This window comes from Luedemannella helvata, assembly GCF_039528415.1.
GTDB lineage: Bacteria > Actinomycetota > Actinomycetes > Mycobacteriales > Micromonosporaceae > Luedemannella > Luedemannella helvata.
This window is the reverse complement of the sequence record NZ_BAAALS010000003.1, coordinates 299,815-312,913: the sequence shown is the minus strand read 5'-3', so window position 1 is coordinate 312,913 and position 13,099 is coordinate 299,815. Positions and strand designations below refer to the sequence as shown.

General features: G+C 74.3%; 12 protein-coding genes. 8 read left to right on the top strand and 4 right to left on the bottom strand.

Features of this window, described 5'->3' with window-relative positions:
- Positions 1-2,295 (bottom strand): Tex family protein (locus tag ABD191_RS04995; RefSeq protein ID WP_344077299.1); only part of this gene is annotated, 2,295 nt, incomplete at its 3' end.
- 57 nt (positions 2,296-2,352) lie between these two features.
- On the opposite strand from ABD191_RS04995, the gene ABD191_RS04990 reads away from it, so the two are divergent.
- Together ABD191_RS04990 and ABD191_RS04985 are read left to right on the top strand one after the other, a co-directional pair.
- Positions 2,353-3,924: a Na+/H+ antiporter gene (locus ABD191_RS04990; RefSeq protein WP_344077297.1), complete on the top strand. Its 1,572-nt coding sequence runs from the start codon at positions 2,353-2,355 to the stop codon at positions 3,922-3,924.
- 19 nt (positions 3,925-3,943) lie between these two features.
- Positions 3,944-4,201: a UBP-type zinc finger domain-containing protein gene (locus ABD191_RS04985; protein ID WP_344077295.1), complete on the top strand. Its 258-nt coding sequence runs from the start codon at positions 3,944-3,946 to the stop codon at positions 4,199-4,201.
- On the opposite strand, the gene ABD191_RS04980 is transcribed toward ABD191_RS04985, so the two are convergent.
- Positions 4,177-4,596: a hypothetical protein gene (locus tag ABD191_RS04980; RefSeq protein WP_344077293.1), complete on the bottom strand. Its 420-nt coding sequence runs from the start codon at positions 4,594-4,596 to the stop codon at positions 4,177-4,179. The genes ABD191_RS04985 and ABD191_RS04980 overlap by 25 nt on opposite strands.
- A gap of 136 nt (positions 4,597-4,732) precedes the next feature.
- On the opposite strand from ABD191_RS04980, the gene fgd reads away from it, so the two are divergent.
- Positions 4,733-5,725 carry a glucose-6-phosphate dehydrogenase (coenzyme-F420) gene (gene fgd / locus ABD191_RS04975; RefSeq protein ID WP_344077291.1) on the top strand — a complete coding sequence of 331 codons (993 nt, stop codon included), beginning with the start codon at positions 4,733-4,735 and terminating at the stop codon, positions 5,723-5,725.
- 73 nt (positions 5,726-5,798) lie between these two features.
- Positions 5,799-6,131 carry a hypothetical protein gene (locus ABD191_RS04970; RefSeq protein ID WP_344077289.1) on the top strand — a complete coding sequence of 111 codons (333 nt, stop codon included), beginning with the start codon at positions 5,799-5,801 and terminating at the stop codon, positions 6,129-6,131.
- Here ABD191_RS04970 and ABD191_RS04965 read toward each other — a convergent pair.
- The gene (locus ABD191_RS04965) at positions 6,128-7,540 is read right to left on the bottom strand and encodes an aminotransferase-like domain-containing protein (protein WP_344077287.1); all 1,413 of its coding nucleotides are present in this window, start codon (positions 7,538-7,540) and stop codon (positions 6,128-6,130) included. The two genes, ABD191_RS04970 and ABD191_RS04965, sit on opposite strands and share 4 nt — an antisense overlap.
- Between ABD191_RS04965 and ABD191_RS04960 the strand changes: the two genes are divergently transcribed.
- Genes ABD191_RS04960 through ABD191_RS04950 form a run of 3 tightly spaced genes read left to right on the top strand, consistent with a single transcriptional unit; the run spans position 7,539 to position 10,254 of the window.
- Positions 7,539-8,492 (top strand): DMT family transporter, encoded by a 954-nt coding sequence (locus ABD191_RS04960; RefSeq protein ID WP_344077285.1) that lies wholly within the window; start codon positions 7,539-7,541, stop codon positions 8,490-8,492. The genes ABD191_RS04965 and ABD191_RS04960 overlap by 2 nt on opposite strands.
- 38 nt (positions 8,493-8,530) lie before the next feature.
- A complete protein-coding gene (locus tag ABD191_RS04955; RefSeq protein WP_344077282.1) occupies positions 8,531-8,950 on the top strand; it encodes a YciI family protein in 420 nt (139 codons plus the stop codon).
- Positions 8,950-10,254 (top strand): RNA polymerase sigma factor, encoded by a 1,305-nt coding sequence (locus ABD191_RS04950; RefSeq protein ID WP_344077313.1) that lies wholly within the window; start codon positions 8,950-8,952, stop codon positions 10,252-10,254. Before ABD191_RS04955 ends, ABD191_RS04950 begins: the two co-directional genes overlap by 1 nt.
- Positions 10,255-10,257: 3 nt before the next feature.
- Here ABD191_RS04950 and ABD191_RS04945 read toward each other — a convergent pair whose 3' ends face one another.
- Positions 10,258-11,742 carry an alpha/beta hydrolase gene (locus ABD191_RS04945; RefSeq protein WP_344077280.1) on the bottom strand — a complete coding sequence of 495 codons (1,485 nt, stop codon included), beginning with the start codon at positions 11,740-11,742 and terminating at the stop codon, positions 10,258-10,260.
- Between the two features lie 151 nt (positions 11,743-11,893).
- Here ABD191_RS04945 and ABD191_RS04940 point away from each other — a divergent pair, with 151 nt between their 5' ends.
- Positions 11,894-13,087 carry an MFS transporter gene (locus tag ABD191_RS04940; RefSeq protein WP_344077278.1) on the top strand — a complete coding sequence of 398 codons (1,194 nt, stop codon included), beginning with the start codon at positions 11,894-11,896 and terminating at the stop codon, positions 13,085-13,087.
- The last annotated feature ends 12 nt before the right edge of the window (positions 13,088-13,099 follow it).

Here is a 13,099-nt window from a genome sequence, read left to right as displayed (position 1 = left end):
CCGAGCGGCGCCGACGCCGCCCGGACCGGGCCGGGCGGCGCTGTCACGGCCCGCTCCGCCGCGGGCCGGGCCCGCGGCCCGGCCCGGCTCGTCGTCCAGGCGCAGGGTGAGGCCGATGCGGTTGCGGGGGACGTCCACCTCAAGGACCTTGACCTTCACGATGTCCCCGGGCTTGACGATCTCGCGCGGATCCTTCACGAAGTTGTGGGACATGGCCGAGACGTGGACCAGGCCGTCCTGGTGCACGCCCACGTCGACGAACGCGCCGAAGGCGGCCACGTTGGTGACCACGCCCTCGAGCACCATGCCGGGAACCAGGTCGCTGACCTTCTCGACGCCGTCGGCGAACGTCGCCGTCTGGAACGCCGGGCGCGGATCGCGGCCGGGCTTCTCCAGCTCGGCGAGGATGTCCGTCACGGTCGGCAGGCCGAACGTGTCGTCGACGAACTCGGCCGGCCTGATCTTGCGCAGCGTGGCGGTGTTGCCGATGAGCGCCTTGAGGTCGCCGCCCGTGGTGGACAGGATGCGCCGGACCACCGGGTACGCCTCGGGGTGCACGCTGGACGCGTCGAGCGGGTCGTCGCCGTCCGGGATACGCAGGAAGCCCGCGCACTGCTCGAACGCCTTGGGCCCCAGGCGCGGCACGCCGGTCAGGGCGCGGCGGGACCGGAACGGGCCGTTGGCGTCGCGGTGGGCCACGATGTTCTCGGCCAGCCCGGTGGTGATGCCGGAGACCCGGGAGAGCAGCGGCGCGGAGGCGGTGTTGACGTCCACACCGACGCCGTTCACGGCGTCCTCGACGACCGCGTCGAGCGAGCGGGACAGCTTGGCCTCGGAGACGTCGTGCTGGTACTGCCCGACGCCGATCGACTTGGGGTCGATCTTCACCAGCTCGGCGAGCGGGTCCTGCAGGCGCCGCGCGATGGACACGGCGCCGCGCAGCGACACGTCGAGGGAGGGCAGCTCCTGCGCCGCGTACGCCGACGCGGAGTAGACCGACGCGCCCGCCTCCGAGACCATGACCTTGGTGAGTCCGAGCTGCGGGAACTTCGCGATCAGGTCCGCGGCCAGCTTGTCGGTCTCCCGCGACGCGGTGCCGTTGCCGATCGCGACCAGCTCGACCTTGTGCGCGGCGGCGAGCCGGGCCAGCGTGGCCAGCGACTCGTCCCAGCGGCGCGCGGGCACGTGCGGGTAGATGGTGTCGGTGGCGACGACCTTGCCGGTGGCGTCGACGACGGCGACCTTCACGCCGGTGCGGAAGCCCGGGTCGAGGCCCATCGTGGGCCGGGTGCCCGCCGGGGCGGCCAGCAGCAGGTCCTTGAGGTTCGCCGCGAAGACGCGCACGGCCTCGTCCTCGGCGGCCTGCCACAGGCGGCCGCGCACGTCGACGCCCAGGTGCACCACGATGCGGGTACGCCAGGCCCAGCGCACCGCGGACAGCAACCACAGGTCGCCCGGGCGACCGCGGTCGGCGATGCCGAAGCGGGCCGCGATGCGGACCTCGTAGACCGTGGGCCCGTCCGCGCCCTCGGGGGTGGGATCGACGGAGACGTCGAGGTGCTCCTCCTTCTCGCCCCGGAAGATGGCCAGGACCCGGTGGGCCGGCAGGCTGGTGAACGGCTCGGACGTGTCGAAGTAGTCGGAGAACTTGGCGCCAGCCTCCTCGCGGCCCTCGCGCACCTTGGCGACCAGGCAGCCGCGGTTCCACAGGAGCTCGCGCAGCTCGCCGATGAGGTCGGCGTCCTCGGCGAAGCGCTCCACCAGGATGGCGCGCGCCCCGTCGAGCGCCGCCGCCGCGTCCGCCACCCCGCGCGACGCGTCGACGAACGGCTCGGCGACGACGAGCGGCTCGCCGGACGGGTCGGTCAGCAGGACGTCGGCCAGCGGTTCCAGGCCGGCCTCGCGGGCGATCTGCGCCTTGGTCCGCCGCTTGGGCTTGTACGGCAGGTAGATGTCCTCAAGGCGGGCCTTGGAGTCGGCCTCCAGGATCTGGGCGCGCAGCGCGTCGTCGAGCTTGCCCTGGCTGGCGATGGACTCCAGGATGGCGGCCCGGCGCTCCTCCAGCTCCCGCAGGTAGCGCAGCCGCTCCTCCAGGGTGCGCAGCTGGGTGTCGTCGAGGGTGCCGGTGACCTCCTTGCGGTACCGGGCGATGAACGGCACCGTGGCCCCGCCGTCCAGCAGCTCGACGGCCGCCCGCACCTGCCCGTCCCGTACCCCGAGCTCGTCCGCGATGCGCCGCTCAATGGAGACCGTCACGACCCTTGTCCACCGTTTCTCGTAGCCGATTGAACTCATGCATTCTGCCGTGCCCGCGACCGTGGCGCCGCGTCGACCTTGGCTAGGCTCGTCGGCGTGACTGGGCTGCTCGTGATCGTGGGGTTGACGGCGATCGTGGCGGCGGTGTCCGCCGCCTCCCGCCGGTACGGCGTACTCGCGCCCATCGCTCTTGTCGTGGTGGGTCTGGGGCTGTCATTCGTGCCGGGCTTCCCCGAGATCCACATCGAACCGGAGTTCGTCCTGGTCGGTGTGCTGCCGCCGCTGCTCTACGTGGCGGCGTTGGAGACCTCCGTGCCCGCCTTCCGGGTGAATCTGCGGCCGATCCTGCTGCTCGCGGTCGGCCTGGTGATCTTCACGGCGGTCATCGTGGGCGTGGTCACCCATCTGCTGTTGCCGGACGTGCCGCTGGCGATCTGCCTCGCGCTGGGCGCGGTCGTCGCGCCACCCGACGCGATCGCGGCGACGGCGGTGGCCCGGCGCATCGGCCTGCCGCGCCGGCTGGTCACCATCCTCGAGGGCGAGAGCCTGCTCAACGACGCCACCGCCCTCGTGCTGTTCAAGGTGACCGTCGCGGCCGCGATCGGCACGGCCGTCGGGCCGCTGGCGGTCTCCAAGGAGGTGCTGCTCTCGGCGGGCGGCGGCGTCCTGGTCGGCGCGATCGGCGCGGTCGTCACCGGGTACCTGCACCGGCGCACCAAGGACCCGCTGCTGGACAACACCATCTCCGTGCTCGCGCCCTTCATCGTGGCGGCCGTGGCCGAGCGGCTGCACGCCTCGGCGGTGGTCGCGGTCGTCGTCACGGGCCTCTACCTGGGCCACCGGCTGACCACGCTCATGTCGGCGGCGTCGCGGCTGCAGATGGGCGCGTTCTGGCGTGTCGTGAAGTTCCTGCTGGAGGGCCTGGTCTTCCTCCTGGTGGGCCTGCAGCTGCGCGAGGTGCTCGCCGCGCTGCACACGCCGGTGGGCACCGCCGTGGGGGTGACCGTCGCGGTCCTGCTCACGGTCGTGCTGACCCGCTTCGCGTGGATGTACCCGGCGACGTACCTGGCCCGGCTGGTCACCGGGGTGCGTCGGCGCGACCCGGCGCCCAGCTGGCGGGTGCCCACGCTGCTGTCCTGGGCGGGCATGCGGGGCGTGGTCACCCTCGCGACCGCCCTGGCGCTGCCGACCGCGCTGGCCGGCGGCGCGCCGTACCCTCGTGATCTTTTCGTGTGGTTGGCCTTCGCGGTGATCATGGTGACCCTCGTGCTGCAGGGGATGACGCTGCCGGCCATGGCGCGGGCGCTCCGCATCCCGCCCGACGACCGTACCCAGGACGTGCTGGCCGAGGCGACCGTGCAGCAGGCCGCCAGCCGGGCCGCGCTGGTTAAGCTGGAGGAGCACGCGGACAGCGCCCCGGAGTACGTGGTACAGCGCCTGCGTGGCCTGGCCGAGCAGCGGACCAACACCGCCTGGGAGCGGCTGGGCACCAACCGGGAGACCCCGTCAGGCGCGTACGTTCGACTGCGGCGGATCATGTTGGAGGCGGAACGGGACGTGTTCCGCAGAGCGCGCGACGACGGGCGCATTCCCGAGGAGGTCCTGGTCCGCGCCCAGCGCGAGCTGGACCTCGAGGAATCGATGCTGGAGCGGACCGAGGAAGAATGAGCGCAGCGGAGGGATCGGCATGAGCTGTGAGCACTTGGCGGCGGCGCAGGACGCGCAGCCGCAGTCGACCGAGGGGTGCCAGGGCTGCCTCGCCGAGGGCCGTAAGGACTGGGTGCACCTGCGGCTGTGCCTGACCTGCGGGCGCGTGGGCTGCTGCGACTCGTCGCCGCGCAAGCACGCGACGGCGCACGCGAACGCCGAGGCACACCCGGTGATCCGCTCGTTCGAGCCGGGCGAGCGCTGGCGCTGGTGCTACGTGGACGAGGAGTTGGGCTGAGTCACCTCCGCCACGATGGAGGGGGTGGCCGGCGGGCCCGACTCGATCGGGTTCGGCGCGGCGGGACTGCCGTCGAGCTGGGCCGGGCCGGTCGCCGCGAGGGACGCGTGTCCCCGCCCGCCCAGCCGGCGCTGCATGAGCCACGTGTCGGCGGCCTCGGTGGCCGCGATGCGGTTGTCGCAGATGAACCGGGGCGCCGTGCGGGAGGCCGGCATCGTCCCCCAGGCGTAGCAGTTGTCATCGGTGAACGTAACGATGGGCTGGGCGACCTGGTCGGCGTCGCGGACGGACGCGGGCTGGTCGGCGACCGTCCAGGCGACAATGAATCCGACCTGGACCTCGCCGTCGACGATCTGTGCCAGCCACATCGGATACGACTGCGGGATGACGGTCATGTTCTCTCCGTCAGCATTGACATACCTCATTGTGCGAAACACCCGCCCCAGGGAGTACCTGCCAGGAGAAGGATTCACGTACCCGCAACATCCCGTGGCCAACCCGGAGGGCCGCACCCAGGACTAGAGTTGATTCGTGATCAGGTTCGGATACAAGGCCTCAGCGGAACAGTTCGCCCCTCGGGAGCTGCTCGACTTCGCGGTGCACGCGGAGCGGGTGGGCTTCGACTCCGTCTTCATCAGCGACCACCTGCAGCCGTGGCGCCACCACGGCGGCCACGCGCCCGCCGCGCTGCCGTGGCTGGGCGCCCTGGTCAACGCCACCGAGCGCGTCGCGGTCGGCACGAGCGTGCTGACCCCGACCTTCCGCTACCACCCCGCCGTCATCGCCCAGGCCTTCGCCACGCTCGGCTGCCTGGCGCCCGGCCGGGTGATCCTGGGCGTCGGCTCGGGCGAGTCCCTCAACGAGGCGCCGCTGGGCGCGCACTGGCCGGAGGCCAAGGAGCGGCTGGCCCGGCTGCGCGAGGCGGTCGAGCTGATCAAGCTGCTCTGGTCGGACGAGCGGATCACGTTCAACGGCACGTACTACTCCGTCACGGACGCCACGATCTACGACCGGCCGGAGCAGCCCGTGGGGCTCTACATCGCCGGCGGCGGCGCGGTCGCGGCGCGGCTGGCCGGCCGGGTGGGCGACGGCTTCATCTGCACCAGCGGCAAGGGCCGCGAGCTGTACACGGAGACGCTGCTGCCGGCGGTCGCCGAGGGCGCCGCGAAGGTCGGCCGCAGCACGGCCGACCTCGACCTGACCATCGAGGTCAAGGTGTCCTTCGACCCCGACCTGGAACGGGCGCGCGCGGACACCCACTACTGGGGTGCGCTGGCCCTGTCGGCCGAGGAGAAGGTCGGCGTGGAGGACCCGATCGAGATGGAGCGCCTGGCCGACGCGCTGCCGATCGAGCGCACGGCGTCACGCTGGATCGTGTCCAGCGACCCGGACGAGCACGCGGCGCGCGTCCGCGAGTACCTCGACATGGGCTTCACCCACCTGGTCTTCCACGCGCCCGGCCCGGACCAACGGTCCTTCATGGACCGTTACGCCGAACAGGTCCTCCCCCGCCTGCGGGTGTGATCACGGTACGGGTGGGTATGTCAGCTGCGGCGGCCACGGACGTCGCCGCCGCAGCTGACGAGGGAGGTGGGTCGTGCCGACCGCCGTTGACCTGTTGACCGACGCCGCCGCCGTGGCAGAGGAGGGCCTGACCGGCCCATTCAACGATCCCCATGTGCTGCGCCTGGGCAGCTACCTGGAGGCGAGCGCGCACCGCCTCGGCGCCACGGCCCAGATCAGCGCGCTCGCCGCCGACGCGCTGGACGAGTACGTCGACGAACACCCCAACGATCTGGGCCTGGACCCGGACGTCCTGTTCGCCTGCGTCGCCGACTGGGCGAACCGCCGGCCGCGCTACGCCGGCCGCCGCTTCGCGCTGGCCGACCGCCTGCACGCCTTCCTCCCCCTCCTGCGCCGCCACAGCTAGCGGGCACGGTCTGCGGACTGCTTGCCGAGGGCGGCGGCGAGGCGGGCCACCGCCTCCGCCATGCGCTCCGGCGGGGTGGCCGCGTAGGTCAGGCGCAGGTGCGGGGCCGGGGGTTCGGCGGCGTACCAGGGGCGGCCGGGGAAGACGATGACGCCCTCGGCGGCGGCCGCGGCGGCCAGTGCCACGTCGTCCGTGCCCTCGGGCAGGGGTGCCCACAGGTGCAGTCCGCCGCGCGGGATCGCGCTCGGGCACGACGCCGGCAGCTGGCGGCGCAGCGCGGCGAGCAGGGCCTCGCGCCGGGCCCGCAGCGCGGCGCGCAGCGCGCGCAGGTGCCTCGGCCAGGCCGGGGCGGTGACGAACTCCACTGTGGCCTGTTGCAGCGGGCCGGCCACATAGAAGTCGTCCAGCAGCCGGGCGGCGCGCAGCCGGGCGCCGGCCGGGCCGCGCGCGCCGACGGCGGCGATGCGCAGGCCGGGCGCGGTGGACTTGGTGAGCGAGCGCAGGTAGACGACGTGACCGTCCGGGTCGTCGGCGGCCAGCGGCGGCGGGGCCTCGCCGTCGAGGGTGAGGTCGCGCGCGTAGTCGTCCTCGATGAGGAACGCCCCGGCCGCGCGGACGACCCCGGCGACCTCGGCGCGCCGGCCGGGCGCGAGCGTCGCGCCGGTCGGGTTGGCGTACAGCGGTTGGCAGTAGAACAGCCGGGCCCGGGTCCGCGCGAAGGCGGCGGCAAGTTGGTCAGGCAGTACGCCGTCGGCGTCCGTGGGTACGGGCACGACGCGCAGGCCGGCTGCCCGCCCGGCGGCGAGCGCGCCCAGGTACGTCGGCGACTCGACGAGCAGGGTGTCGCCGGGCTCGCCGAGCGCGCGCAGCACGGACGCCAGCGCGGCCTGCCCGCCCGGACAGATCACCAGGTCGTCGGCGCGTAGCGCCGTCCCGGCCTCGCGGGCGAACCAGGCGCGCAGGTCCTCGCGGCCCTCGGTCGGCCCGCGCTGCCAGGAGGCGGGCTGGCGGGCCGCGCGGGCGAGCGCCGCCCCGAGGGCGGCGGCCGGCTGCAGGTCCGGGTCGAGATACCCGCCGGTGAGCGCGAGGGCGCCCGCCGGCGGTATCGCGAGTAACGCCTGCATGTCCTCCTCGCCCGACCTCGCGGCGCCGAGCGCGACCGTCTGCCACGACAGGTCGGGGGCGTGCCGCTCGGCGGGCCGGGCGGCCACGAAGGTGCCCCTGCCCGGACGCGCCTCGACGAGGCCCTGTCCGACCAGCTGACGGATGGCCTCCGCGACCGTCACGGGCGACGCGCGGTGGCGGGCGGACAGCTCGCGTACGGAGGGCAGTCGCGCGCCGGGCTCCGCCGCGGCCGCCAGGCGGGATAGATCTTGGATAACGCGATCGGCTGCGTTACCGTCATTCATGAGAGACAAGAGTAACGCTACTGAGCGCGGGACGGTAACGGTCGGGCTCGTCCTCGGCGCGCTGGGGGTCCTCGCGTTCAGCATGACGATGCCGGCCACCCGCGTCGCCGTGCAGCAGCTCGACCCGTGGTTCGTCGCGTTCGGCCGGGCCGTGGGCGCGGCGCTGCTGGCCGGCGGGTACCTGTGGCTCACCCGGGCCCGCCGGCCGACCCGCGCCCAGTGGCGGCGCCTGCCGGTCGTCGCGCTCGGCGTCGTCGTCGGGTTCCCCTTGTTCACCTCCCTGGCGCTGACCACCCAGACCGCCGCGCACGGCGCGGTCGTGGTCGCCGTGCTGCCCGCCATGACGGCCATCTTCGCGGTGCTGCGGGCCGGCGAGCGGCCGTCCCTGCTGTTCTGGGTCGCCAGCGCGGGCGGGCTGCTGGCCGTCCTCGCGTTCCTGATGACCAGTGGCACCGTGCGGGGCGCGCTGACGGTGGCCGACCTGTTCCTGCTCGCGGCCGTCGTGCTGTGCGGGCTGGGCTACGCCGAGGGCGGCGCGCTCGCCCGCGACCTGGGCGGCGCGGCCACGATCTGCTGGGCGCTGCTGGTCGCGCTGCCGGCGACCCTGCCGATCACGCTGGTCGCCGCCGCGATCCATCCGCCGCGCGCCGACGCGGCCGGCTGGGCGGCGTTCGGGTACGTCACCGGGATCTCGATGTTCCTGGGGTTCTTCGCCTGGTACGCGGGCCTCGCGCGCGGCGGCATCGCCCGGGTCGGCCAGCTCCAGCTCACCCAGCCGGTGCTCACCCTCGCCTGGTCCGCGCTGCTGCTCGGCGAACTCGTCACCCCGGCCTCGATCGCGTCGGCGCTGGTCGTGCTCGGGTTCGTCGTGCTCACCCAGCGCGCCCGGGAGGGCACAAGATTTTTCCGCGCCCGTGTCGACGCGCGCGCAACCCGTTCGTCCTTGGAGTGAGAGGGTCGAAGGACGACCCGACGCACCAGGAGGCCGAGATGGCGAAGTACATGCTGATCATGCGGGGCACGGACGAGGCGCTGGCGAAGATGGCGGAGACCCCGTTCGAGGACATGCTCGAGACGATGGGCCGCTTCAACGACGAGCTGATCCGCGCCGGCGTCCTCGTCGCGGCCGAGGGCCTCGACGACCCGGCGCAGGGCGTGGTGGTCGACTTCAGCGGCGAGACGCCCGTGGTCACGGACGGCCCCTACGGCGAGACGAAGGAGCTGTTCGGCGGCTTCTACCTGCTCGACGTCGCCTCCAAGGAGGAGGCCGTCGAGTGGGCCAAGCGGATGCCCGGCTTCCCCGGCACGAAGTGCGAGATCCGCCGCGTGCCGACCATCGACGAGTTCCCGCAGGACAACGAGTACGTCATCAGGGAGCGCGCGTGGCGCGAGCTGACCGGCCAGCTCTGATGACCACGGTCACGGACGGCCCGCCGAGTGCCGAGTCGGCGCGGCGGGCCGTCGAGGCCGTCTGGCGCATCGAGTCGCCCCGCATCGTCGGCGCCCTCGCCCGCTACACCGGCGACTTCGAGCTGGCCGAGGACGTGGCACAGGAGGCCGTGGCCAGGGCGCTCGTGGCCTGGTCGCGCGACGGCGCCCCGGACAGCCCGGTGGGCTGGCTGCTGGCGACCGCGCGGCGGCTCGCCATCGACGGCTTCCGTCGCCGGGCGGCCCTCGACGAGCGGTACGCCATGATGGCCGGGCAGCTCGCGGAGGGCGAGGCGACGTCCGGCGCGGCGGCGCCGCCCAGCCGCGCGGACGACCTGCCGTGGGACCCCGACCGGGTCGACGACGACGTGCTGGCGCTCATGTTCATGGCCTGCCACCCGGTGCTCTCCCCGGAGGCCCGGGTGGCCCTGACCCTGCGCACGGTCGCCGGCATGACCAGCGAGGAGATCGCCCGCGCGTTCCTGGTCCCGGTGCCGACGGTCCAGGCGCGCATCACCCGGGCCAAGAAGACGATCGCCGCGGTGGGGGTGCCGTTCGAGGTACCGCCGGCCGACGAGCGGCGCGGGCGGCTCGGCGGCGTCCTGAGCGTGCTCTACGTGATCTTCACGGAGGGTTCGACGGCCACCTCCGGCGACCGGCTGCTGCGCCCGGACCTCGCGTACGAGGCGACCCGGCTGGCCCGGATGCTCGCCCAGCTGCTGCCGGCCGAACCCGAGGTGTACGGGCTGCTCGCCCTGTGCGAACTCACGGCGGCCCGGTTCCCCGCCCGCACCGGACCCGACGGGGAGGCCGTGCTCCTGGAGGACCAGGACCGCCGCCGCTGGGACCGGTCGGCGATCCGCCGCGGCCTGGCCGCGCTCGGCCGGGCGACCGCGCTCGGCCGCGGCCTCGGCCCGTACGGGCTGCAGGCCGCCATCGCCGCCTGTCACGCCTCCGCCCCGTCCGTCGCGGAGACCGACTGGGCCCGCATCGTGCTCCTCTACGAGGCGCTCGGCCGGGTGGCCCCGTCGCCGGTCGTCGACCTCAACCGGGCCGTCGCGGTCGCGATGGCGTCCGGACCGGGGCCCGCGCTGTCCATGGTGGACGAACTGGTCGCCACCGACCGGCTGGCCGGCTCGCACCTGCTGCCCAGCGTGCGCGGCGAACTGCTCACCCGGCTCGGCCGCACCGCCGAGGCGCGCGCCGAGCTGGAGCTGGCCGCCCGGCTGTGCCGCAACGAACGCGAGCGCGCCGTCCTGCTCCGCAAGGCCGCCGAGCTGACCTGAGCGTCAACCCACGAGGGGCAGCGCGGTCGCCAGTGGCCACGCCACCAGCAGCGACCCGACGAGCGCGACCAGCCACGCCGGCGCGCCGGACCGGTGCAGCACCGCGCCCCAGGCCGCCTGGCACAGCAGCAGGATCGCCAGCAGCGGCACGATGAGCAGCAGGAACCCGGGCGCGAGCCCGACGGCCGCCGCGACGGTGAGCGCGAACACCGCGACCGCCGACACGACCAGCACCCCGAACGCGTTGCCGTCCGCCACCCGGTCCGCGCCGAAGGCCAGCAGGGCCAGCGCCGCCCACACGCAGGCGAGCAGCCACCACCGGGGGCCGACGGGCACCGCGCTGGTCAGTCCGGTATGCAGCGGCACCGCGATGGTCAGGGCCGCATAGGCGACGAGTACGGGCGCGACGACGGCGACCCGGCCCGCGCCGGCCCCGCCGGAGCCCTCGTCCGGACCGGCGCGCCGGACGCGGGCGTAGCCGAGCAGCGCGGCGCCGCTGGCCGCCGCGAAGCCGGCGACGAAGCCGCCCACGGCGAGCGGCACGCGGGCGGCCGGCGCGAGCGCCGCGAGGGGCAGGGCGACGACCGCGGCCCCGGCCGCGACGGCCGCGCACCGGCCGATGACCGGCACGGTGAGCGTGGGCCACGGCCGGTGGACGCCGAGCGCCAGGCGCGCGACCGGGTAGATGCCGATGAGGAGGGCGGTCAGCAGCAGGCCGGCGCCGGCCGCGCGCCGGGTCGGCGCTGGTGGCGAACCTCCGCCCGCCGGGCCGCCGAGGCTGTCGTCCAGCCAGGTGACCGTCTCGCGGTGTGCTCGGGGGGCGTACAGGATGGTGATGTGCTCGACCCCGGGCACGGTCAGGCTCGCGCGGCCGGGTCCGGCGCCGTCGACGGCGTGCGCGACGGCGGTCCGGAAGCCGGCGAACTCCAGGCCGCCGACCAGCAGGAGCAGGCGGCGGGGACGTTCGGGCGCGACCTCGGACGCGTCCGGCAACGAGATCGCCACGGTGGCCCCGATGTCGGGATGCCCGGCCGCGTACCGGGTGACCGCGCCCGCGCCCATGGAGTGTCCGACGAGCGCGATGCGGGTCGGGTCGACGTCCGGCAGCCCGCGCAGGTGCGCGGTCGCGACGTCCAGATCGCGGGCCAGCGCGTCCGCCGACCGGTCGCCGTCGGGCAGCGGTCGCGTGTTGGTGCCGTGCCCGGAGAAGTCGAGCAGGACGACCACGTAGCCGCGCGCCGCCAGCGTGTCGCCAAACGGCGCCATGAGCTTCGCCGAGCCCGCGAACCCGTGCGCGACCACGACCCCGGGGTGGCGCCCGCCGCCGGCCGGGTGAACCTCGTCGACAGGCAGCCCGCCGACGACGACGTGGCGACGGCCCAGCTCCGGCGCGGCCCCCGCCAGCAGCCAACATCCGGCACCGGCCAACACCAGGGCCACCAGCGCCACGATGCCCGTAGCGGAGCGCACCCGCGCAACAACGTCCACAAGCGACAGTATGACCCCGCCGCGTCCCCCTGCCCGCCCACTGGGTGCAGATGGGCCTTACGTACCATATTCAGTGGTTAATTCGGTACGAAACTGTCCCTAGCGACTCGGCCCGGCGGCCCGCCACGGTCCCGCGAACTACTGTTCAGGGGTGCTGACTGTCCAGGCCGTGTCGCTGGCCCGCTCGCGGGTCGCCATCTCCCTCGCGTTCGCCGTGCACGGCGCCGTCGTGGGTACCTTCGCCACGCGGGTGCCGTGGATCGCCGAGCACGTGGGGGCCAGCGCGGGTGAGCTGGGCCTCGCGCTCGTCGCGCCCGCGCTCGGGGCCGTCTCCACGATGCCGCTGGCGGCCCGGCTCACGCACCGCTTCCGCAGCCGCGCTGTCGTGCGCGTACTCATGGTGGTGTTCTGCCTTTCCGTCGTGCCGGTGGCGCTCGCGCCCAACCTGGTCACCCTCTTCGCCGCCCTCTACGTCTTCGGCGCGGCGGCGGGCATGGCCGACGTCGCCATGAACGCCGAGGGCGTGGTGGTCGAGCGGCGGTACGGCCGGTCGATCATGTCCAGCCTGCACGGGCTGTGGAGCGTCGGCGTGCTGGTCGCGTCGGGCGCCGGGGTGCTCGCCGCGCACGCCGACCTCGACGCACGCGCGCACTTCGGCATCGCCGCGCTCGTCCTGATCGCCGTCGGGTGGATCGGCGGCCGGGATCTGATCAACGAGCGGCTACCCGGCGAGGAGGCCCCCGCGTTCTCCCGGCCGTCGCGGCCGGTGCTCCTCGTCGGCCTGGTCGGGTTCTGCGCGATCTTCGCCGAGGGCGCGGGTAACGACTGGGCCGCGGTCTATCTCAAGACCGTCGTCGGTACCAGCGCGGGCACGGCCGCGGCTGCGGTGACCGCGTTCGCGTTCGCCATGGCGGCCGCGCGGCTGGTCGGCGACCACGTCGTCCGCCGGTTCGGGCCGGTCGCGACCGTACGGGCCGGCGGCGTGATCGCCACCGTGGGCGCGGCCACCGTGGCGCTGTCCCGCCACCCCGTGCCGGCGATCGCGGGCTTCCTGTTCATCGGCCTCGGCGTCGCCGTGGTGGTGCCGCTCGTGTTCGCGGCGGCCGGCAACGTGAGCACCAACCCCAGCCAGGCCATCGCCGGGGTGGCCACCATCTCGTACGGGGCGGGCATGGCGGCGCCCGGCATCGTGGGCGGCATCGCGCAGGTGACCTCGCTGCCGATCTCGTTCGGCGTCGTCACGGCGCTCTGCGTCCTCATGACCCTGGGCGCGGGCCTGCTCCGCCCCCGCCACCCCGCTACCCCCACCGAAACGCAACCCTCGGCGGAGGTCGCGGCCCGCTAAGGACAGCCGCGC